We start from the raw sequence: 22008 nt of genomic DNA on the forward strand, positions 1-22008 counted from the left end.
GAGAGCACGATGACAGACCAAACGGCCCAACAGAAGGCCGGTGAGCTCACCCGGGAAGACGTGGCTGAGTACCTGAAAACCAATCCGGATTTTTTTATTGATCAGGATGACCTTCTGCGCAGCCTGACCCTTCCACATGACAGTGGCCGGGCAATCTCTCTGGTTGAACGCCAGGTGCATCTGTTCCGTGAGCAGCGGGACACACTGCGACATGAAATGGCCGAGCTGGTTTCTATCGCCCGTCACAATGATCGCCTGTTTGAAAAAAGCAAACGTTTGCTGATGCAGGTGATTGAAGCCCGCAATCTAGTGGATATGGCATCCACCATTGATGACAGCATTCGCGGTGACTTCGGGCTGGACGCCGCATCGGTGATCCTGTTTACCGACGCGGAAGTGCCCGGCAGCTCTCAGGGCGCGCTTCATGTTGTGAGTCCGGCGGAGGCCCGGAATCGTCTCGGCAACTTGCTGGAAGGCAGCAAGGCGGTGTGTGGCCAGTTCCGGGAGAGTGAGCGTGAATTTCTGTTTCCGGATCGGGACGAGCCCATTGCATCGGTTGCTCTGGTGCCTTTACGACACGACGATCTGGTGGGGGTTTTCGCCGTTGGCAGTTGCCAGTCAGGCTATTTTGACCAGAGTATGGGCTCGCTGTTCCTCAGTTATATCAGTGACACCCTCAGTCGGCTTCTGCCACCTATGGTTCAGCGCCATACCGCTACCCCACCGGTAACCGACCTAGCGACGGAGTCACGCTAGAGTGACCGCTGTACCCGTAACGGCTCAATTACCCCACGAGCTGAGCGGGTACATGCGTGATTTTATCCAGCACCTTGCATCTGAAAAACGCCATTCTCCCCGAACCTGTGACAGCTACCAGCGTGACCTGAATCGGCTTGCCGCCTGGCTTGTCGAACAGGACAACACGCAATGGCGGTCCGTCAGCGGTTATGATCTGCGCCGCTACGTAGCCAACCTCAGCCGCCAAGGGCTCAACGGGCGCAGCATTGCCCGCCATTTGTCAGCCATAAGGCGGTTTTATCAGTATCTGTTGCGGGAGCGGCTGGCCACGGACAATCCGGCTTTGGATATCCGAGCGCCAAAAAGCGGCAGACGCCTTCCTGCAGTAGCCGACGTGGATCAGCTTAACTATCTTCTTGATGCCTCGCCTGATGACCCACTGGAAGTGCGCGACCGGTGCATGTTTGAACTTATGTATTCCTCTGGTTTACGTCTGGCGGAACTGGCCAGCCTGGATGTCGACGCTGTTGACTGCCAAGGCGGTGAGGCTCGGGTGGTGGGTAAAGGCAGTAAAACACGACTGTTGCCGGTAGGCGGGAAGGCGCTGGAAGCGATAGCCCAGTGGATGCCCATCCGCGCCGGGCTGGCTCCCGAGGCAGAGAAAGCCCTGTTTGTAAGCCGTCGTGGCGATCGCCTGAGCCATCGCAGTATTCAGGCTCGCCTGAGCCGGTGGGGGGTGGTCAAAGGCGCTGACCAGAAGCTCCACCCGCACATGTTGCGGCATTCATTTGCCAGCCACATGCTTGAATCCAGCGGAGATTTGCGCGCGGTACAGGAATTGCTGGGTCACGCGGACATAGCTACTACACAAGTCTATACTCATCTTGATTTCCAGCATTTGGCTCGGGTTTATGATCAAAGTCACCCCAGAGCGCGCCGGCGCCATTCGCGTGGCTCTGACGACCAGAACTCCGGACAGGAAGGAAACAACTGATGTCATCGGATCAATCCTGGAAAGAAAAATATTTCCAGGAGCTTGAGGTTGCAGAACACAGGGAGGCGCATTGGAAGGCTGAACGCAATTCGCTTGAGCGCATGCTTGTGCGCACGTGCCTCGCATCCGAAGGCCAGGCGCCCGATCTCGATCGTTTGCTTGCCCGTGTTCGATCTGACTTGCGCAAGAACAAGGTTGAGGTGGATAGTTGGAAAGAGCTGCAGGAGCAGATAGATCTCCAGGTCGCGCTGTTGGATGATGTGCCTGCCCGAAACGACAATAATCGGCCCGCTCTCGCTGTCGAAGCGGTTTCTGATTCAAAGCTTGTAGCCGAAACCATGCATGAGGCGGAACTCCCGAATGACGCGCCCGATGTCGGAAGCCAAAGCCAGCGGCTTCGGATCGCCCGACGTGTTGGTCATCTTCTGGGACAGCTGCTTAGCCAGGTTTCATTGGAGCCCGAGGCCGAGAAGCGGGCGAGAAACCTTCAAAGGGCGCTGCTGTCCAGCGATAACTGGGACGAGCTGCGGGATGGGCTGAATCAGGTTGCGGATCTTATTGTCGCGGCCGTTACCCGCAGTCAGAGAGAGTTTGAGGCCTTTCTCAAGCGCCTTGATAAGCGGCTTGAGGCGTTGCAAGATCATTTTTCTGCGCAATCATCCGCGCAGTCAGGCCGGCAAGCAGCCGCAGAAACGCTTGATCGAAACATCCGTGAAGAAATAAAGCTGGTTGGCCGGCACATCGAAGCGAGTGATGATCTTCAGGATCTCAAACAATCCGTCAGTCGCCACTTGGAGTTTATAGGCCAGGCGGTTGGTCGTTTTCGAGTAGAGGAAACAGAGCGGGAAAAAATGCTCTCCGAACAGCTGCTGGCCGTGCAGGAAAAAGTGGCGGTTATGGAGGCACATTCAGAACGGATGCTGGGGCAAGTGCGCAAGGAACGTGAGCGGGCTATGACAGACCTCCTTACGCAGTTGCCCAATCGGGAAGCCTGGCAGGAACGCTTGTCTTTCGAGTTCAATCGCTGGAAGCGTTACCAGTACCCACTGACCGTGGGAGTTCTGGATATAGATCTTTTCAAACGGGTAAACGATTCGTATGGCCACAAAGCCGGTGACAGAGTGCTTCAGTTGGTGGCAAGAGAAATCAAACACCGCTTACGCAACACCGATTTCGCGGCCCGCTTTGGTGGTGAGGAGTTCGTGCTGCTGTTTCCGGCGACATTGCCAGATGCCGCCCTGGTTGTGATGGATAAGCTCCGGGCTCATATCAGTGCGCTACCGTTTCATTTCGGGGGTGACCCTGTAACGATCACCTTCTCTGCAGGCCTGGCGGGATTTGCCCCGGTCGATACCGAAGAAACTGTCTTCGACCGCGCGGATCGTGCGCTCTATTCCGCAAAGAATGAAGGCCGAAACTGCGTCAAGATCAGCCCGACGCCAAGTTAACGCAGATCGATTGATCGCAGCGGCCATATTGCCTTAATGTCGCATGATAGCATCCAGTTCGTCGATCACCTCCGCCCAGTCACTGTCATCTTCCAGGCCTTCTTCCAGAAGCTGAGACTGACTTTCAGACCAGAAAGGCGCATCTTGCAGGGCAATTTCACGGGGTAAGGGAGAATAGCGAGCGGTAAACGCTTCTATGCTCTTGTCATCTGATGGTAGCCCGAGCTGATCAAAAAGAGTGCTCAAGTTGTGTTTGCTTGTGTCCATGAAGAGCTTCTCCCGATTAACCACTGCCTGAATGAAATTTCATACATTTGCAGGTATTGTTCCCTGAAATGTAGTGCAACCTCTGAGGATATCCAGTGAAGGCCACCCTTCTGTTTGTATCTTGCTGGCTGTTGCTGGTTTTTCAAACCACGGCGTTGGCAGACCCACCCCAAGCCTCACCTGCGCCGGTTCTGGGTAGCAAGGATCTGAATTGGGTCGGTGAACAGGATAGCCTCAGGGTTGGCGTGCGTGCGGATCAGGTACCGCTGGTTTTCGATACCGGAAATGGGCACCTTGCCGGCACCTATATCGACTATCTTGCGCTGCTTTCAAGCAAGCTGGGCTTGCCGATTGATCCGCTCGTCATCAGCAGAGGCGCCAGTGCGGAGGCAGTACCCGACCAACCGGCAATCGATGCGCTGCTGACGACGAGAGTGCCGGGTACACCGGTGCCTGATGGACAACGTTTTACCAGCCCTCTGATGTCACTCACCTATGGCCTGTTCGTCAGTGCAGGCGACGCCGCAATCCGCTCTCTCGCCGACCTGGAGGATGGTCGCATAGCGGTGATTGAAGGCGATCCCAATCAGTACACCATGCTCGATTCAGTAGAAAGTTTTACCCCGGTGCCTGTTCAGAGCTTGAGTGAGGCTGTCAGTCATGTGTTGTCCGGCCAGGCCGACGCTTTTCTTGGCCCGGTACCTGTGGTGTCGGATTATCTTCAGTCGGCAATGATCAATGGTATTGGCCTGTCCGTTTTACTCGATCAGAAGTCGGTGGACGTAGTCTTTCAGGTGGATGAGAGCAACGGCCAGGTGTTTCGTGTTCTGAATCAGACGGTAGAGGCGATCAGCCATAATGAACATCGGGTTATAAGGCAATCGTGGCTGCAGGTGGATCTGTCTGAACTGGAACAGAGCGGGGTAGAACTCTCGGCTTCCGATGTCGACTGGCTAAGGCGCCATCCGGAATTAAAGGTTGCCTATCGCTCTGACTGGCCACCGTTTGAGTATGCTCAGGACGGGCGTGCTACCGGCCTTGTGCCTGATCTCGTCGCACGCCTGGAAAATCAGCTGGGGGTCAGGTTCGACAACACAATTCTGGAAAGTCGCGTCGTTGCCGAGCAGGCTCTGATTTCCAAAAAGGTGGACATTCTGCCCGGCCTGTCTCGCACGCCGCGAACAGAGGAGTCGTTTCTTTTTACCCGTGCCTACGTGAACGTGCCGATTGCACTGGCTATACGGGATGATGGGCGTTTTATCGGGGATTTGCGGGAACTGCGCAACGAGCGAGTGGGAGTGGTGAACCGTCATGCGGCGCATGACTACCTGCTTATCAACCACCCGAATCTGGACCTTTACCCTGTCGCAACGGTAGAGGATGGGCTGCTGGCGCTCTCCAATGGCGATCTTGATGTCATGGTGACCCACATTCCCGCAGTCAGCTATACGGTTGCCAGGCTGGGCCTGTCCAACCTGAGGATTACCAGCATCACGCCCTACCAGTATGATCTTCGGCTTGCGGTTCGCAAAGACAGTCCGGAGTTGCATCGTATTCTGAATAAGGCACTGGGTAGCCTTGAGCCAGCTGAAACCGAGGCGATCTACAACCGGTGGATCCATCTCGATATTGAGCAGGAAGCCGATTACACCGTGGTTCGCCGGGTAGTGCTTATCGCTATCGTGGTAGTGCTTATCTTTCTTTACTGGAACCGCAAGCTCTCACGGGAGGTGGACGAGCGGATCCGCTCTGAAAATGCGCTGCGCCGCAGTGAAGATGAGCTGCGGGCAGCGAAGCTGGAGGCGGAACGGCTGGCCCGGGAGGCGGAGGCAGCAAGCCGGACCAAAAGTGAGTTTCTGGCCAATATGTCCCATGAAATCCGGACACCCATGAATGCGGTGATCGGCTACTCGGATCTGTTGAGCAATACCGTTACCGACCCTCAGCAACGCAACTATCTGGATGCCATCCGGGCGGGCAGTCGCAGCCTGTTGATGCTGATTAACGACATTCTTGATCTCTCTCGTATCGAAGCCGGGAAAATGCGCTTGGATTACTCACCGGTATCGGTACGCCGCCTGCTTGACGATGTTCGCCACATCTTCGATTTGCGTGCGCGGGAGCAGGGCATCACGCTGGAGGTGAGTGTCAGTTCAGACATGCCTGCTACCATGATGCTTGATGAAACCCGATTCCGTCAGGTGTTATTCAACCTTGTCGGTAACGCCATAAAGTTCACCCATGAGGGGGGAGTGGCCGTGCGGGCAACTGTTAGGTTAGCCAAGGGTAAAACGGGGAAAACTCAGGAGCACCAGACCTACTGTCTTTCGGTCAAGGTAACGGATTCCGGCATTGGAATCCCTTCCGATCAGCGCGACCGGATCTTCGACGCGTTTGAGCAACAGGAGGGGCAGAATACCCGCCGCTACGGAGGCACAGGGCTGGGGCTCGCTATCAGTCGTAAGCTGGCCCAGATGATGGGTGGGGAGCTGGAAGTGGAAAGCGAGCAGGGGAATGGTTCGGTGTTTACGCTCACCTTGCCCCAGGTTGAAGCGACCGGCGAACAGGCAGAGGACGAAGGTGAGACCAAGGAGTCCGAACGATTACTGGCGCAGACATTGAGTATGCAGGAGCGGGGTTGGCTGAGAGAGCAGCTGACGGCAGACTTTGGCAATGAATGGGAAGCCGTGCGCGAAAGCGGTGATCCGGAAGAGATGAGAGCGTTTGCGCTCCGCGTGCTGGAATGGGGTCAGCGGTACCGCTCCCGGTCAGTAACCAGCTTCGGGGAAAAACTGCTGGCAGATGTAGAAGCTTTCAATCTTGACGCCGTCAACAGTGCGCTTGAAGCGTTTCCAAAACTGCTGGGGCGAGCGGACTAAATAAACTTGCCGATACATCGCGCGGCAGGGTTATAAACAGTCGAATTGAGAACGGCGATCAAAAGCGACAGAGACCATGTCGTAGCCGGAATCAGACAGGCTACGAACCAGTTCCCGGTCTTTCAGCAGGGCCATGCAGACTTTGTGAACGCTGGCCTGGAGTTGTTCCGATGCGGGCTGAGTGGCCGCAAGGCGAAAATCCACGATCAGGTACTTGCGCTCGATCGCGGCAGAAACCGGAACATCCTCACGCTCGACGCTTTCATAGCCGATGTAGGTTGCATGATCCTGAGGGAAAACCTGGCTCATCACGATATCCAGATTTTCCGCCTGGACGGCTGGCGCAAAAAGCAGCGTTGCCACGGCTGCAGTGCGGATCAGATTCTGGATCTTCATGGTGTTGGCTCCCCGGAAGACTCTCCGGAACAAATGTAACGCAATGTAATGTTTGGTTACTGTGGATTATTGCAAAGACGACCGTTAATTACGCGGGGTTTGACTGATTTTTTTCAATTGTTTGCAGTTTGCATACATTGGGCCGCAGGGTTCTGTGTGCGTGGGGCTCCCCTGGCGTTGATCTATCAACTATTATGAAACGAAAATCGACGGCGGGAGAATTGCCATGTATCAGCTCGTATTCAAGGGTGAATGTGCCCCCGGCATTGAAATGGCGACGGCGCGCCGCAATGCTCGCACGCTTTTCAAGGCCAGTGTTGAGCAGGTAGACCGCATGTTCAGCGGCAGCCCGGTGGTCATCCGGAACAAACTGGATGAAGATCAGGCCGAAAAGTATCGGGCGGTGCTGAGAAAACACGGCATGATCGCCTATGTTCAGCCCATGCCCGGAAGCCAGTCGCAGGCAAAGCCAACGGTCCGGTCGGCCAGCGCCGCGCATGAGCCCGCGAAAACCGTTTCCCAACCTGTCAGCGCAACGCCCCGGGCTGGCACTCCAGATGTTGCTCCGGGTAATCGCTTGCCAGTAGCCGGTGACAAGGTAGATGACATTCTCACGGGATCGGCGCTCGGGCTCGATCCCGTCGGTGTAACTCTGGTTGAGCCGCAAGTGATAGAATCGCCGATGTTCCAGCACCTGGAAGACTGGACGCTGGCGCCGGCTGGCAGTGACATAGGTGTTGAGCGGGATCTGCCCCCACCCATTGTGCCGGACGTTTCGCACCTCTCGTTGGTAGATGACGAGCCAGACAACAAGTGAGTATGGGATTTATGGGATCGGCCAGGTTTTGAAACGATTATCCGAACTGCCCCCCGTCTGTCTGGTTTTAGCACTCCTTGTATCGCTTCCGGCTGCGGCCGCTGATAGCGCCGCTGAACGTCCCCGGGTTGGCGTTGTGCTCAGCGGCGGCGGAGCCAAAGGTATGGCCCACGTAGGCGTACTTCGGGTGCTGGAAGAAATGCGCATTCCGGTGGACATGGTGGTAGGAACCAGCGCAGGCTCGGCGGTGGGCGCTCTCTATGCCTCGGGTATGTCGGTAGCGGAAATCGAGCAGCGCTTTATCAGGCTGGACTGGTTATCGAGCTTTCGGGATGACCCCGGCCGGGCTTACAAGCCGGTTCGCCGGAAGCAGGTAGACTGGCGATTTCCTGTGGCGCCGGGGCTCGGTGTCAGCCTGGATGGTCTGCATCTGGGTGCCGGCATTATCGCCGGCCAGAATCTTGGTTTTATCCTCAACGAGCTGACCCGCAGCGTTGCGCTGGTTGAAGATTTCGATCGCTTACCCATTCCCTTTCGTGCAGTTGCAACCGACCTGGAAACCGGTGACATGGTGGTAATTGGCCTTGGTGATCTGGCTACGGCCGTGCGAGCAAGTATGAGCATCCCCGGTGTGTACGCTCCGGTCAGTCTTGACGGCCGTTTGCTGGTGGATGGCGGCATTGCGAATAACCTGCCGGTGAGTGTCGCCCGTGACATGGGCGCCGACGTCATTATTGCGGTTGATATAACCGATGAACTGATGGGGCCGGATCAGCTGCGGGAAGCCTTCTCTGTATTCGGCCAGCTAACCACCATCATGACCCGGCGCAACGCAGATCAGCAGCTCAAGTTGCTGGGTGACAAGGACGTGCTCATCCGGCCAGATCTGGAAGGCTACGGCTCGGCTGATTTCTTTAACGCCCCGGCATTGTTTGAACTGGGTGCCAGCGGCGCTCGAGCGCATGCGGTGGAACTCAACCCTCTGGCTGCGTCAAACGAGGCCTGGCATGCATACCGGTCGCGACTGGCCTCTGTCAGCCACAGCGCAGGACTGATCGTCGGCATTGAGATTGAGCATGATCGCCGGCTGGGCCAGGAATTCATCCGGGAGCGAATACGGCAAAAAATTGGCGAACCTCTGGATGTAGGCGAACTGGAAACAGATCTGAACCGCATATACGGGCTGGGTTATTACGAAACCGTGTCTTACTCCCAGTCGCCATCACCAGATGGAACGCTTTTAACCATTAAAGTTAAAGAGAAAAGCTGGGGGCCCAATTACCTGTCTTTTGGTTTGAACTACGAGGACAATTTGGACGGCGATACCCGGTTTAATCTCGCGGCTTCCCTGCGAATGACCGAACTGAATGAACTCGGTGCTGAGTGGCAGACAGGAGCCCAGCTGGGTACGGAACCGCGCGTCCGAACCCAATGGTATCAGCCGCTCGATTATGGTTATGAGCGTTTTTTGCTGGCGGGTGCTGAATATTCGCGCGACACAGTCAGCGTATATGACTCCGGAGGTGAGCGTGTTGCAGAGCTGGATGTGACACTCCGTCAGGCGGATCTTGGCCTCGGAATGGAGCTAGGTGGCAACGCCGAGGTCAGCTTCACCTACGCCCGCGGGTATGCCACTGTAGACAACCAAATTGGTGCGGCGGTCGCGCCCGAGGACGCGGTTCATCAGGGTTATGTCAGCCTTCAATTGGTGCACGACTCTCTCGACGATGCCTTCTTCCCGCAAGAAGGAGCGTTTGCCGGAATCCGTGGCCGTGTCGAGCGTGAAGACCTGGGTTCCGATCGGCATTTCGACTCGATAACGGGTATGGCGCTTGGTACGGGAAGCTGGAAGAGGTTTACCCTGACAGGACTGCTCTATGCTCATACGGTGACCCGCGGGGATGCGGGAATTGAAAATACGGTGCGCCTGGGTGGTTTCCGGCGTTTATCCGCCTACTCTCCGGGCCAGATTACGGGCGACAGTGCGGCTATGGCGTCTGTTTATGCCCGCCAGACATTCGGAGGCCCGATTACGCCATGGTTTGCAGGAATGGGGCTGGAGACAGGAAACGCCTGGGAGTCGCTCAGTGATGCCGGGTGGAACAGCTCGGTAAAATCCTGGAGTATCTTTGCGGGCGTGGACACTTTCCTCGGCCCGGTACAGGTGGCAACGGCGTACAGCAATAAGGACAGCTGGGCGGCTTACCTGAATATTGGTTTTTCGTTTGCCCAGATTTTCTATTGAGTAAGCCCGGCAAGGGTTTCTGTACCTGCAGCAGCCTCACGTACTTGCTGGCACTGCTGAATGGCATAGCGGCGGAGTACGGAAGCAAGCCGGTCTTCGTCTCTGTCCCTGATCGCGCTGATGGATTCACGCATGTGCGCCAGATTATCCTCCAGGACTCGCTTGCCTCCCCGATTGAAGGCAACGAAGGCACAGCGCCTGGCCGATGGCCAGAGATCATCGATTGCCGAGAGAATAAAATAATTGTCGGCGTAAGCCAGAGAAGCCTTGGTGTATTCAACACCCAGATCCAGAAACGCCACCAGATCATTCCTGCTGAAACAGCTTTCCATTTGTTGGTACAGCTGCTCCAGCCGCTCAAGATCCTCCGGTTGCCATTGCCTGGCAAGCTTTCGGCCGGTGTGGGTCAGGTACAACTCCAGCGTTTCGTAAAGGCTGTGCACAAAATAATCGTCCAGTGTTGTAACAAACGCGCCTTTGCGGGGCACGTTATTCACCAGGTGGCGCTTTTCAAGAAGTAGCAGACCCTCACGAATTGAGCCATTGCTGACTTCCATCTGTTTGGCCATGGCTGACTCGTAAATCCTCTCTCCGGAAGCAAGCTGGCCGAAAACAATCAGGTTCTCTATGTGGCGGGCGACCTGTTCGGTCAGTGTAACTTTGGGTTTGAAGGCCGTCATTGAAGGTGTTCACTGAGCTCGATTAGCGGAATGAGAGAAGAATAGTCGCATATTCTCTCGTTTGGGAGCCAGCATCCATGAACTGCCTACAGCAAAGGTGCAAGCAAGCGAACCGCCCGGCAGGTAAGCCGAAACAGAATAGAGCGGCCCTCATAGTCGTGTTCAGTCATCTTGCGGCAATGGATGAGGTCTTCTGTGAGCATGGAGTCCACGTCGGACACAAAAGACTCGGAGGTATTGATCGCCATGATTTCGAAGTTGAGACGCATGGATCGGTTATCGAGGTTTGCGGTGCCTACGGCCGCGTAGTGCGTGTCGACCAGGACCACCTTCTGGTGCATGAAGCCGGGTTGATACCGATAAATGCCAATGCCGGCCTGATTAGCCTGCAGCAGGTACGAGTACGCCGCCAGGCGGACAAGCTGACTGTCCGATTTTTCCGGGATGATGATTCGCACATCCACGCCGCGAAGAGCAGCCAATTGCAGGGCATTCACGACCTGCACATCCGGAACAAAGTACGGTGAGGCAATCCAGATGCGGGACTGAGCATTGTTAATGCAGTTAAGAAAAAACAGCGTGCAGGTCTCCCAGGTGTCTGCAGGGCCGGTGGGGAGTACCAGAACCTGCTCCTCTCCTGATTTATTACCTTCAGGGGCCCAGTCCAGATCCGGGAATTCATCACTGGCCCAGTTCCAGTCTTCCAGCCAGGCAAGCTGTAACCCTGTCACAGCGGGGCCTTCTATCTGGCAGTGAGTATCCCGCCAGGGCTCCTGGTCGTTCACGGCGCCAAGATACTCATCGCCCAGGTTGATGCCCCCGACAAAGCCGATCCTGCCATCACAGACCAGCAGCTTGCGGTGGTTGCGGAAATTTATCTGCAACCGGCGGCGCCGGATGTTGCCATCGCCAAATGAAGCAACCCGGGCGCCGGCTTTTGCCAGTCCTTTCAGGTAGGTGCGGGACAGCCCGAAGCTGCCTACGTCATCGTACAGGAACCATACCTGCACACCTTCTGAGAGCTTCTGTTCAAGAATGGTTTTGATGCGCTGGCCAATCTTGTCGGAACGCACGATGTAGAATTCTAGAAGAATATAGGACGTTGCGTTCTCCATGGCTGTAATCAAGGCATCGAAAGTCGCCTCGCCATCGCGCAGCAGTGCGCACCGGTTTCCTTCGGTAAAGGGCTGTCGCCCGAGTTTGCAAAGAACCTGCAGTTGTTTGTCGAGTTGCCTCTGCTCCGGGGTGGAGATAGAAGTTTGCTGTTGTTCAAAACTGTTGAGAAGTTCGGAGAGAGACTGATCTCCCATACGGCGTGCTTTGATATACCCGCCGAAACGTGAGCGGCCAAAGACCAGAAACAGCGGCACAGTGATATAGGGCAGGCCCAAAAGGCCGACAATCCAGGCGATGGCGCCCTGGGTGGTGCGGTAAGTCAGTAAAATACGATAAATACAGGCAGCAGAACCCAGATAGAGAAGGGTGACTGCGACTGCCAGTATTGAGGTGTCAGGCATCATTGATCGGGTTCCCGGGTAAGGTGCTGGGCACGGTACTGAGCCGGTGCAATACCTGTCCAGCGTTTGAAAGCTCGACTGAACGCGCTCAGCTCAGAGAATCCCAGAAGAAAAGCGATTTCCCCAAGAGCGTAGTGATCAGAAGCTACGTAGCGCAGGGCTTTGTCTTTTCGCACCTGCTCCACGAGTTCATGAAAACCCAGCCCTTCTTTTTTAAGCCTCCGATAGAGAGTCTGACGACTCATGTGGCACTGCCGGGCCAGGGTGTCTGCATCAATCTTGTCGGTCGACATTTGCCGCGATATCAGTTTGCGGATTTTGCGGCCGAATGAACGCCGGGTTTGCAGTCGTGCCAGTAGACCATTGACCTGTCGGAGGACGGCTGAATACACATAAGGGTTGCGGTGAGGAATCGGGTGGCTCAGGTGGCGGCTGCTGAATGCCAGCCGGGTTGCTGATGCGCCGAAAGTGACAGGGCCTCTCAGCAGTTTTTCATATTTGTCCGCGTAATCCGGGCGCGGGTGAGCAATTTCTGCCCATTCGGCCTGAATTCCGGAATAAATGAAATGTCGAGTACGGCACAGGGCTGCAGCCAGAGTGCGATCCATATCCTGACGGCAGTAATGCTCTGGTGAATCCGCCTGCCAGGTCAGAATGGCCTGATCGCCGGTCTGCTCGAAGCTCAGAGTTACCGATTCGTTGATCAGCCTGTGCAGGCGCACATACTGGGTTACCGCCTCGCCCAGAGTGTCGCAATTAAAGAAGACATGCCCAACCAGGCCCATGCGTTCCGGGTCGATAATCTGCCCGGCATTCAGTCCTATGGCCGGGTCCCCGGTGACTTTTTCGGCGTGTTCCCAAAGTTTGTAGTGCGCCTGAGCAGGCACGCGCCGGTCAGGGTCCTCCAGCGCTGACATATCCAGACCGATAAGTTCCTCTACGCGACGGCTGTCAAGAACCCCCTGGCGGCTCAGGTAATGAACCAGTGCCAGCGTGCTGGAGGCAGCAACGAAGAGTGTCGTTGTGGTGTCCTTTGGCGCAGTGTTCACATTAACCGTCTCATTAACGGGTTGTCATGGATGCTGATACAAAATGTCAAACGAGTGGGACAGTCTGTCAACGGGTTTTGCCTTCTTGAACGATAACATTTATTCATCAGGTTGAAGTAATTGGAAGGCCAGCCGGGAGGCTTTTATGGAACACGAAATTTTTGTACCCCGTACCCAACGTGAGCGTGAAAATGTTGTGGCACTTGCTGAGTACTTGAGCGACATTTATTGCTGCTAAGTATTCAGGAGCAACATTTATAACCTTCGGACCGGGCTTTGCCCGGTCTTTTTTTGCCTCAAGAAAACCCTCACCTTCTTTTGCTCCACTTGCTCGTGTTACTGGCAGTGTTACTGTATTGGCACTCAAACAATACTATCCCTGACGGAGATTGCCTGCCTATGAGCGTTAAACTGAACCATAGAATTACCGGAGAAGGGCCCCCCGTGATCCTGTTACACGGCGTGTTCGGGTCTCTCGAGAACCTTGGCGGTATTGCGCGGAAACTGCATGGCGAGTGGCAGGTCCATGCCCTGGATCAGCGTAACCATGGCAGCTCCCCCCATACGGATACCATGGATTACCCTTCTATGGCAGCGGATGTGGTGGCGTATATGGATGAGCAGGGGATCGAAAAAGCCTGCCTGTTGGGGCATTCGATGGGCGGAAAAGTCGCCATGCAGGTTGCTTTGCAAGCACCTGAACGCGTCGAGAAACTGATTGTTGCAGACATTTCGCCCGTGTCTTACAAGGCTGGCCACGACGCCATCCTCGACGGATTGAAACAGATCGACTTGAGTAATGCGCGTTCGCGCAGGGATGCTGATGCACAGTTGGCCCAGTTTGTGGAGATGGCAGCTACTCGGCAGTTTTTGCTTATGAACCTTGAGCGCATCCCGAAGGAGGAGCAGACCAGTGATGGCGCGGTGTATCGGTGGCGCCTGAACCTGAATGCGATCGAAGCCTGCTACGCCAATCTGGCCAAGGCGCCCGAAGCAGGTGCCCCTTTTAACGGCCCGGTTCTGTTTCTGAAAGGTGCCGATTCCGCTTATATCCAGGAAAAACACCGGGATGAGATCTACCGGCTGTTTCCGCATGCTCAGTTAAACGTTATTGAGGGCGCCGGGCACTGGCTGCACGCTGAGAAAACGGACACGTTTGTAGCGCTTTGCCGGCGGTTTCTGGAAGGTCGTGATGCAGATTGAACACCGGTAACAAGGAACGGATAACGGGCAGGCTTAAAGTATGAAGTACTTAATGGCAGGTTTACTGGTTTTATTCCTCTTGCTGGGTGGGTTTCTCCTGGCGCCGCCACCTATCGACGCCCAAGCATGGCAGCCGCCGGTACCTGAACCCATGACCGGTTTGCTGGCACCTAATGAACACCTGCGCGAAGCAGAGTTGTTGGCGCTGGGGCAGGTCTATGGGCCTGAAGACACAACCGTCAACTCGGACGGCGTGGTTTTTGCGGGAACCCAGGACGGGTTCATTGTGCGCGTGTTTCCGGACGGTCGAATTGAAAACTGGCTTTCCACAGAAGGCCGTCCCCTTGGGATGGTATTTGATCCAGAGGGGAACCTGATTGTTGCCGATGCCTGGAAAGGGCTTCTCTCTATCACGCCGGATGGCGATATCACGGTGCTTGCCACTGAGGCTGAAGGCGTTCCCTTCCGGTTCACCGACGATGTTGATATTGCAGCCGATGGCCGGATCTATTTCACCGATGCCAGCTCCCGCTTCTACCAACCGGACTACCAACTCGACCTGTTGGAAATGAGGCCCCATGGCCGGCTCCTACGGTACTCCCCGAAAACCGGTGAGACAGAAGTTCTGCTGGGCAACATGCACTTTGCCAACGGTGTTGCCGTGGCACCGGGCGGCGATTATGTGCTGGTAAACGAAACCTGGAAGTACCGCATTCTGCGCTACTGGATCAACGGCCCCAAAGCCGGCCAGTCGGAGGTGTTTGCGGACAATCTGCCCGGGTTCAACGATAACCTTGCGGTGGACGAACAAGGCCGATTCTGGGTGGCGTTTCCTGCGCCACGCAATGCCAGTATTGATAGCTTGCATCCTACCCCCTGGCTTAAGGAACTGGTCGCCAAACTGCCGCAAAGCCTGCAGCCCGCACCCATGGAATATGGTCTCGTTGTGGCGTTCGACAGTGAGGGCAATGTGATCACCAGCCTTCATGACACCAGTGGTACGCACCTTCAGGAAATCACGTCAGTGAATCCCCATGATGGTTATCTGTACTTCGGTTCACTTCACAATGACCGCATAGGGCGCTTGCCGTTGCGTGATATTCCGGGCCTTGGAGAGCCTTAATGACAGAGCAAAAACCAATACATTGGGATCTTCCCGACCCCTTCACTCTTGAGATTCTGGTGGTCGAAGACGATACCGACGAGCTTGGGCATGCCAATAATGTGGTTTATGTGCGCTGGCTGGAAGATATCAGTTGGGCGCATGTCAAGAGCCTGGGTATGACTTGGGAACTGCATGAGGCCACGGGCAAGGCCATGGCGATCACCCGTACCGAGATTGATTATCTTGCGGCCGCCAACCCCGGTGATCGGCTGATCATGGGCACCTGGCTCACCGGCTTTGATGGCCGCTTCCGTTCTGAGAGACAGTTCCAGCTGGTACGCCCGAAAGACGGGAAAACTCTGGTTCGGGCGGTGTCGACCCATGCCTGTGTCGATCTCAAAACCCAGCGCCCCTCGCGCGCACCGAAAGAGTTTGCAGATATTATGGCTGCAGCCTGTGTTAGCGGAGGAAAAGGCCTGTAGCCTGTCTGAGTCACTATTGCCCGCAACTTCTGGTAACCTGAAGTACGACAGAATATCCCGTCGCAATCCGTCACTATCAGCGCCCTATTCCGGAGATACCCATGGATACATCTATTGATCAGCATTCCGAATCGTCCATGAAAAAGGTGGTCTACCGCCAGTTTGGTGAGCGTGATGTTCTGCAGGTCGTAAGCTCGGATATGCCTTCACCGCAAGAAGGCGAAGTTCTGATCCGCGTTCACGGTGCCGGGCTGAACCCCATCGATTGGAAAACCCGCAAAGGGTTCGGGTTTGTGGCGCAGCAGATTGAAAGCTCGCTGCCGTGGACACCGGGATACGATGTGGCCGGGGAAGTGGTTGCCATCGGAGATGGCGTAACGACTTTGGCGCCCCGAGATCGGGTCATGGGAATGATTGGCTTTCCGCTGGATGGTGGAGGCTATTCCGAGTATGCCCTGGCAAGGGCGGATGAGCTGGCTATCGTGCCGGAAGAACTCGATCTGGTAACGGCAGGGGCGCTGCCACTCGCGGCGCTAACCGCCTGGCAGGCACTGTTTGAAGTGGCCAAGCTTGAGCCCGGGCAAAAGATTCTGGTGCACGCGGGCGCCGGAGGCGTGGGGCACCTGGCAGTGCAGTTCGCGTTGGCACGGGGCGCCCATGTTATTGCAACGGCTTCAGCGGGTAACCGGGATTTTCTTGCAGAACTTGGTGTTCATGAAGTTATTGATTATCACACCACCGATATCGCCGATGAGTGTTATGGGTTGGATGTGGTGCTGGATCTGGTTGGTGGCGACACAGGTAAGCGGTCCCTGCGCACCTTGGGTGAGAATGGCATGCTGGTTACAGTCCCTACTATTACTGCAGATGAGATCATCAGTGCGGCCGAAGAGTTGGGATTGAAAGCGCACGGTATGACCGTTCGTCCGGATGTGTTTCATCTGGATGAAATTGCCGAGCTTATCGAAGATGGCGACGTGAAGGTGCACATAGAGAAGGCGTTTTCGCTTGACCAGGTCGCACAGGCCCACGAACTTCTTGAAGGTGGGCATGTGCGCGGCAAGCTGGTGCTGGACTGCCGCTAGGCGCTCAGTTTCTTGGTGCAGAGCTTTCTGTTGAAGGCTCTTCACCTGGGACTGAAGGATTTTTATCGGGAGCTGTCGGCTCCTTCCCAAGAGCTGAAGGCTCTACGCCATTTCCCTTGTCTTTTCGCTCTTTGCGATTCTGGGGGGGTACCAGGCTGATCAGTATCCAGTCGTCATCGGGTTTCAGGTCGTCCATGCTGCGAACTGGCTTGATACGGCTCTTGCTGTCGAATATAAACAACACCAGAGCCTGGCCCTGGTATTTCGCCAGAAAGTCGTTGTACTCAAATTCTTCGCTGAGCTGGGTGGTTTTTATCGAGTAACCCTGGCTCGCCAGGCTGGCGAGTTTGGCATAGCTTATGTCGTTGAACAGGCCGCGGGTCATCTGGATTTTACCCGCCGTCTGGTGTCGCGCCTTTTGATCCTGATCGCCTTCCGAAAGGCTGAACACATTGGTGTCACCGAACCAGTCCAGAAAGTGGTAAGTCGCCAGCGAGTTCATGTGTTTGTAGGGCGAGATAACCAGTAGGTTACCGATTCCCGTGAGGTCAAGGTGGGTTGAAGCATGCTCGGAAACCGGGTTGCCAAAGTACACCTTCAGATTATCCATCCGCGCCTGGCGCACGTTCTCCCAGTTGGTGTCAGCCAGGGCAACCGGCACTTCATGCTTTTTTAACGCCTGCCCGATCATGCGGGCAACCGGGTTAGCGCCGAGAATCAGAAATCCATACTCTGCAGGCTCAGTAACTTTCAGCAGCCGGGCGATAGGCCGGGCTGTCAGGCTTTGCAGGGTAACGGTGGCAATAATCAGTACAAACACCATGGGTACGAGGGCTGCCGCGCTTTCGTAGCCAAGCTTCTGTAGTTGAAACGCAAACAGGGCAGAAACCGCCGCAGCCACAATGCCTCTGGGCGCAATCCAGCTCAGAAACAGTTTTTCCCGCCAGTTCAGGCCGGTGCCGATCGCTGATAGGAATACGCTAAGCGGCCGGGCAACAAGCATCAGCACTGCCAGCACCACGGCCAAGCCCCAGCCCAGATCCGCAATAGCAGCGAATTCTACCCGCGCCGCCAGAATGATAAACAGAGCCGAAATCAGCAGTACGCTCAGGGATTCCTTGAATTCAAGAATGCTGTCGACGGAGACCTGCTTCATGTTGGCCATCCAGATACCCATCACCGTTACCGTGAGCAGGCCGGACTCGTGGGCCATTTCATTGGAGAATGCATAGACGCCCAGCATGAAGGTGAGCGTGGCGGCGTTGTGCAGATAATGCGGCATAAGGTGTTTGCGCAATACCAGGCCATTCAGATAGCCGGCCAGGGCTCCGAGGACGAAACCGATCAGCAGGGTTTTGCCAAAAATATACAGGGAGTGACCAAACACATTGCCCTGGCCCCAGGAAACAATACCCTCGAATACCAGAACGGCCAGCAAGGCGCCCACTGGATCAATGATAATGCCTTCCCAGCGCAGAATATTCGCCAGTTTGGCGCTCGGGCGCACGGAGCGGAGCAGCGGTGCAATAACCGTTGGGCCGGTAACAATGGAAATAGCGCCAAAGAGCATGGCGACGGCCCAGGAAATGTCCAGAACCCAGCGTGCCGCCAAGGTGCCGATAATGCCGGTGACGATGGAACCAACAGGTATGAGATTGCGGGCCATTTTGCTGTGCCCGCGAATTTCATCAAAACGCAGGGTCAGGCTGCCTTCAAACAGAATGATGGCAACGGCCAGTGAAACCATCGGAAACAGCAGGTCACCGAACACCTCGTCCGGATTGAGAAAGCCCAGCACCGGGCCGACGAGAATCCCTCCGGCAAGCAGAAACAAAATGGCCGGTACTCGCACACGCCAGGCGAGCCACTGAAAAGATAATGAGAGGATGCCAATGCTTGCAAGAATTACGACTGTACTGGCTGGCATAAAGATTGGGTATCCGTGTGGTTATTGGTTAGTGCGCCGTGCAATGCGATTTAGCAGCCGGGAGGCTGCGAACAGACCAAAACTGGCAGTCACCGGACAGGCAGCGCCAAAGCCGGACGCGCAATCCAGCCGCGAGGGGCCTGCGGTTGCAGGTTTTTGCAGGCAGACTTCGCCATCTCCGGCCGGGTACGTCAGCTGTTCTGTTGAGTATACGGCCTCAATGCCGAAGCGTCGCTTGGGATTGCGGGAGAAACCGTATTCCCGGCGCAGAAGATTACGAACCTTGGCCAATAAGGGGTCCTGAGTGGTTTTGCTGAGGTCCGCTACCAGAATTTTGGTGGGGTCTGTCTGGCCACCCGCGCCTCCGGCGCAGATGATCGGAATTTTTCCACGCTGGCAGTGAGCAATCAGTGCGGCCTTTGGTTTTACGCTGTCGATGGCATCGATCACACCTGTCATGTCAGGCGTGATCAACTCCGTGAGGTTCTTCAGCGTGAGAAAACCAAAGTGAATTCGTATATCCGCATGAGGGTTGATGGCTTTCAATCGCTCGGCCATGGCATCGGTCTTGGTGCGCCCGTATTGGCCTTCCAGAGCATGAAGCTGGCGGTTGGTGTTGGACACGCAGATATCATCCATATCGACCAGGGTGATGGTGCCAATGCCGCTGCGCGCCAGTGCCTCGGCCGCCCACGAACCAACACCACCCAAGCCAATCACGGCAATGTGGGCATCGTGAAAGGCGTGCAGGGCGCGGCGCCCATACAGCCGTTCAATACCGCCAAAGCGGAAAGCGTAATCGTCGGCGTTCATGCGATCTCCGTTCAGATCCGGGCGCAAGCCGGAGAAACTCAAAGGGCGCGATTATACCCCAGTGCCAGAGCAGACAGAAAATTCCTCTCTGGGTGATTTCAATGCTGATCCATACGGCTGTTCCAATTTCGTGGTTCACTCGTTTGTGCGGTCTGCTGTGCCAATTGTTCGTATATCGTTGTGAACACAGGGAGAGATAACATGAAGCGAATTCTGGTGGCCGGTGTGTCCGGTGCGATTGGTGGAGCCTTGGCAGAAGCGATCCTGGAACGCGATGAAGAATCTGTTGTGGTGGGCTTGTGTCGTGATCCCGGGAAGGTGCCTGAGCCATTGCGCAACCAAAGTCGGATGACACTGCTGACGTGGAATGCGGAGGATGATCAGTCACCGGATAGCGTTGCCCGGGGACTAGGAAAAATCCTTCCTGCTTCGGAGGGTATAGATACGTTCATATACGCTGCCGGTTTGTTGCACGACAGCGATATGTTTCCCGAAAAGCGGCTGGAAGAGTTGAAAGCGGAAAGTCTTTCCCGGGCCTTTGCGGTGAATGCATCAGGCTTTGCCATACTTGTTCAGGCGCTGTTACCTTGGCTCCGCCATCGCGAGTTCAAACGGATTGTCGCCATATCTGCCAAGGTGGGTTCGATTGAGGATAACCGTATGGGGGGCTGGTATGCGTACCGAAGCTCGAAAGCCGCTCTCAACATGCTGGTTCGAACGCTTGCGGTAGAATTACCCCGCCGCTGCAAATCTGTTGCCTGTGTATCGCTGCACCCTGGAACAACCGATTCCGCCTTGAGTGACCCCTTCAAACAGTCTCTGGCGCAGCTTCAAGTGCACAGCGCCGACGACACTGCCAAAAATCTGTTAGCTGTCATTGAGGGGATAATGCCTGAAGACAATGGCCGCTTTCTGAGCTGGGACGGATCGCAGCTTCCCTGGTAGAAAGCGGTAATCGGGGTGTCAAAAATCACCTTATGAAGGGGTTGAGCATCCGGGTGAAGGTTCCGGTCAACTTGACCGGTGCGCTCAGCACAGAAAGTGTTATGCAATCTTCGCATCCAACCGCGACCGGCTTGTGTTCATCCTGGTCGGTCAGAACGACAAAGTCCCACTGGTTGAAAACGCCATTCTGATCAGCGAAAGCACCTTGTAACACGATGGTCGTTTCAGTACCCCGATGGGTGTGTGCGGGCGCTTTGCCTCCGGATACCAATTTTTGCAAAACCACCTGCTCATTCTGGCCGGGAAATTTCTCGGTTATATCCAGCACACTGACATCACCCAGCTGGCGCTTCCAGGGCAGGTTGTTAATGTCCTCTCCCAGCAATTTCTGGAGAATACTGATTCTGGGTGCAGGTTTTGCCGCAGGTTGGGGCGTTGGGGAGCTGTCTATTTTTGCCAGAATGCGGTCAAACATTGACTCGGAGACGCTGACTTTCGGCTGCTGCTCCATCATCACAGCGCCCAGGCTGTCGAGAGTATCTGCCCGGCTGCGGCAAAGGGAGCATTCGTTGAGGTGCAACCGGATGCACAGGGCATGAGGTTCGCTCAAATTGCCTGCACTGTATTCCATCAGGCTCATGCTTTCGGGGTGGTGCCGTGTCATGCTTTCTGGTCCTGCAAAATCACTTTCAACTTGTTCAGCGCGAGGCGCACCCGGCTTTTGACCGTGCCGAGGGGAATATTCAGTTCGTCAGCCACCATCTGGTGGGACTTCTGCTCCATATACACTTTCGCTATCACGGTAATCTGTTCTTCTGGCAGGTGTTTCAAAGACTCTCTCACACGCCGCTCGGACATCAGGCGATGCAGTGAGGTTACGGGTTCGTTATCGTCCTCGCCCGGGATTTGCCAGAGATCTTCCGTCTCAACTTGCATCTCTGCGCTGGTACGGCGCATCTTGCGCAGCATATCGATACGCTGGTTACGTGCGATGGTGAAGATCCAGGTTGAAGCTGCGGCTTTCTGCCAGTCGTATAGACATGCTCGCCTCCAGATTGAGACAAATACTTCCTGCACCAATTCTTCAGCGTGACTGGCCATACCGTTTGCCATGGCGTAATACTTGAGCTGTGGGGCAAAGTGTTCAAACAACGAATGATAGGCTTGGCGATCCTGGCTTTTCCCCACCTTCACCAACAGCTGGCTCCAAGGGTCCTTGCGGCCCTCACCACGTGTTGGTTTCTGATCCAGTGTGGACACCGGACGCTCCTTGACTGTCGAATGATTTAATATTGTTACATTGCCCATTGTATGCACTCGCCCGGGGTTTGTCAGTTCTGGTACTTACGCGCCGGCTCTTTGTGCAGATCAACTTGATGTAAAAGTTATTTTGTAACCCGGGTGATTTTTGTTCTGCT

General features: G+C 55.5%; 20 protein-coding genes. 11 read left to right on the forward strand and 9 right to left on the reverse strand.

The genetic code is table 11. The features are described from left to right. Positions 1–9: 9 nt before the first annotated feature. The 3 genes from FFI90_RS14315 to FFI90_RS14325 are packed head-to-tail and all read left to right on the forward strand — an operon-like array spanning position 10 to position 3180. Positions 10–756, forward strand: coding sequence for a DUF484 family protein (locus FFI90_RS14315; protein WP_144778733.1), 747 nt, complete (start codon positions 10–12; stop codon positions 754–756). 52 nt (positions 757–808) lie between these two features. Then, positions 809–1732: a tyrosine recombinase XerC gene (gene xerC / locus FFI90_RS14320; RefSeq protein WP_144779032.1), complete on the forward strand. Its 924-nt coding sequence runs from the start codon at positions 809–811 to the stop codon at positions 1730–1732. Continuing rightward, positions 1732–3180: a GGDEF domain-containing protein gene (locus FFI90_RS14325; protein WP_144778734.1), complete on the forward strand. Its 1449-nt coding sequence runs from the start codon at positions 1732–1734 to the stop codon at positions 3178–3180. Before xerC ends, FFI90_RS14325 begins: the two co-directional genes overlap by 1 nt. A 33-nt stretch (positions 3181–3213) precedes the next feature. On the opposite strand, the gene FFI90_RS14330 is transcribed toward FFI90_RS14325, so the two are convergent. Beyond that, positions 3214–3447, reverse strand: coding sequence for a DUF2789 domain-containing protein (locus FFI90_RS14330; RefSeq protein ID WP_144778735.1), 234 nt, complete (start codon positions 3445–3447; stop codon positions 3214–3216). A gap of 95 nt (positions 3448–3542) precedes the next feature. Between FFI90_RS14330 and FFI90_RS14335 the strand changes: the two genes are divergently transcribed. Beyond that, positions 3543–6326: an ATP-binding protein gene (locus FFI90_RS14335; RefSeq protein WP_144778736.1), complete on the forward strand. Its 2784-nt coding sequence runs from the start codon at positions 3543–3545 to the stop codon at positions 6324–6326. A gap of 30 nt (positions 6327–6356) precedes the next feature. Here FFI90_RS14335 and FFI90_RS14340 read toward each other — a convergent pair whose 3' ends face one another. Next, positions 6357–6722 carry a hypothetical protein gene (locus FFI90_RS14340; RefSeq protein WP_144778737.1) on the reverse strand — a complete coding sequence of 122 codons (366 nt, stop codon included), beginning with the start codon at positions 6720–6722 and terminating at the stop codon, positions 6357–6359. A 226-nt stretch (positions 6723–6948) separates the two neighbouring features. Here FFI90_RS14340 and FFI90_RS14345 point away from each other — a divergent pair, with 226 nt between their 5' ends. Both FFI90_RS14345 and FFI90_RS14350 read left to right on the forward strand, forming a co-directional pair. Then, entirely contained in the window at positions 6949–7539 is a 591-nt protein-coding gene (locus tag FFI90_RS14345; protein WP_144778738.1) for a septum site-determining protein MinC, read from the forward strand. Continuing rightward, positions 7517–9784 (forward strand): patatin-like phospholipase family protein, encoded by a 2268-nt coding sequence (locus FFI90_RS14350; protein ID WP_144778739.1) that lies wholly within the window; start codon positions 7517–7519, stop codon positions 9782–9784. The genes FFI90_RS14345 and FFI90_RS14350 overlap by 23 nt, the downstream gene beginning before the upstream one ends. Here the strand turns inward: FFI90_RS14350 and FFI90_RS14355 are convergent. The 3 genes from FFI90_RS14355 to FFI90_RS14365 form a co-directional block, all read right to left on the reverse strand. Then, positions 9778–10464, reverse strand: a complete 687-nt coding sequence (locus FFI90_RS14355) for a GntR family transcriptional regulator (RefSeq protein WP_144778740.1) — start codon at positions 10462–10464, stop codon at positions 9778–9780. The genes FFI90_RS14350 and FFI90_RS14355 overlap by 7 nt on opposite strands. A gap of 86 nt (positions 10465–10550) precedes the next feature. Further along, complete coding sequence (cls, locus tag FFI90_RS14360; RefSeq protein ID WP_144779034.1) at positions 10551–11981, reverse strand: cardiolipin synthase; 1431 nt, start codon at positions 11979–11981, stop codon at positions 10551–10553. Next, positions 11981–13030: an AraC family transcriptional regulator gene (locus tag FFI90_RS14365; RefSeq protein WP_144778741.1), complete on the reverse strand. Its 1050-nt coding sequence runs from the start codon at positions 13028–13030 to the stop codon at positions 11981–11983. The genes cls and FFI90_RS14365 overlap by 1 nt, the downstream gene beginning before the upstream one ends. A gap of 399 nt (positions 13031–13429) precedes the next feature. Here FFI90_RS14365 and FFI90_RS14370 point away from each other — a divergent pair, with 399 nt between their 5' ends. The 4 genes from FFI90_RS14370 (at position 13430) to FFI90_RS14385 (ending at position 16905) form a co-directional block, all read left to right on the forward strand. Further along, complete coding sequence (locus FFI90_RS14370; protein ID WP_144778742.1) at positions 13430–14233, forward strand: alpha/beta fold hydrolase; 804 nt, start codon at positions 13430–13432, stop codon at positions 14231–14233. Between the two features lie 40 nt (positions 14234–14273). After that, positions 14274–15356, forward strand: a complete 1083-nt coding sequence (locus FFI90_RS14375; protein WP_144778743.1) for an SMP-30/gluconolactonase/LRE family protein — start codon at positions 14274–14276, stop codon at positions 15354–15356. Beyond that, positions 15356–15820: an acyl-CoA thioesterase gene (locus FFI90_RS14380; protein ID WP_144778744.1), complete on the forward strand. Its 465-nt coding sequence runs from the start codon at positions 15356–15358 to the stop codon at positions 15818–15820. The genes FFI90_RS14375 and FFI90_RS14380 overlap by 1 nt, the downstream gene beginning before the upstream one ends. A 101-nt stretch (positions 15821–15921) precedes the next feature. Continuing rightward, the gene (locus tag FFI90_RS14385; protein WP_144778745.1) at positions 15922–16905 is read left to right on the forward strand and encodes an NADP-dependent oxidoreductase; all 984 of its coding nucleotides are present in this window, start codon (positions 15922–15924) and stop codon (positions 16903–16905) included. Positions 16906–16909: 4 nt separating this feature from the next. Here the strand turns inward: FFI90_RS14385 and FFI90_RS14390 are convergent, their stop codons facing one another. Both FFI90_RS14390 and tcdA read right to left on the reverse strand, forming a co-directional pair. Continuing rightward, positions 16910–18832 carry a cation:proton antiporter gene (locus FFI90_RS14390; protein ID WP_144778746.1) on the reverse strand — a complete coding sequence of 641 codons (1923 nt, stop codon included), beginning with the start codon at positions 18830–18832 and terminating at the stop codon, positions 16910–16912. 21 nt (positions 18833–18853) lie between these two features. Continuing rightward, a complete protein-coding gene (gene tcdA / locus FFI90_RS14395) occupies positions 18854–19645 on the reverse strand; it encodes a tRNA cyclic N6-threonylcarbamoyladenosine(37) synthase TcdA (protein WP_186317994.1) in 792 nt (263 codons plus the stop codon). A 201-nt stretch (positions 19646–19846) separates the two neighbouring features. On the opposite strand from tcdA, the gene FFI90_RS14400 reads away from it, so the two are divergent. Beyond that, positions 19847–20590 (forward strand): SDR family oxidoreductase, encoded by a 744-nt coding sequence (locus tag FFI90_RS14400; RefSeq protein ID WP_144778748.1) that lies wholly within the window; start codon positions 19847–19849, stop codon positions 20588–20590. A gap of 25 nt (positions 20591–20615) precedes the next feature. On the opposite strand, the gene FFI90_RS14405 is transcribed toward FFI90_RS14400, so the two are convergent. Together FFI90_RS14405 and FFI90_RS14410 are read right to left on the reverse strand one after the other, a co-directional pair. Then, positions 20616–21254 carry a ChrR family anti-sigma-E factor gene (locus FFI90_RS14405; protein ID WP_144778749.1) on the reverse strand — a complete coding sequence of 213 codons (639 nt, stop codon included), beginning with the start codon at positions 21252–21254 and terminating at the stop codon, positions 20616–20618. Continuing rightward, positions 21251–21850: a sigma-70 family RNA polymerase sigma factor gene (locus FFI90_RS14410; RefSeq protein WP_144778750.1), complete on the reverse strand. Its 600-nt coding sequence runs from the start codon at positions 21848–21850 to the stop codon at positions 21251–21253. The genes FFI90_RS14405 and FFI90_RS14410 overlap by 4 nt, the downstream gene beginning before the upstream one ends. Positions 21851–22008 lie beyond the last annotated feature (158 nt).

Origin of the sequence: Marinobacter maritimus, assembly GCF_007671675.1 — a bacterium.
GTDB classification, from domain to species: Bacteria; Pseudomonadota; Gammaproteobacteria; order Pseudomonadales; family Oleiphilaceae; genus Marinobacter; species Marinobacter maritimus.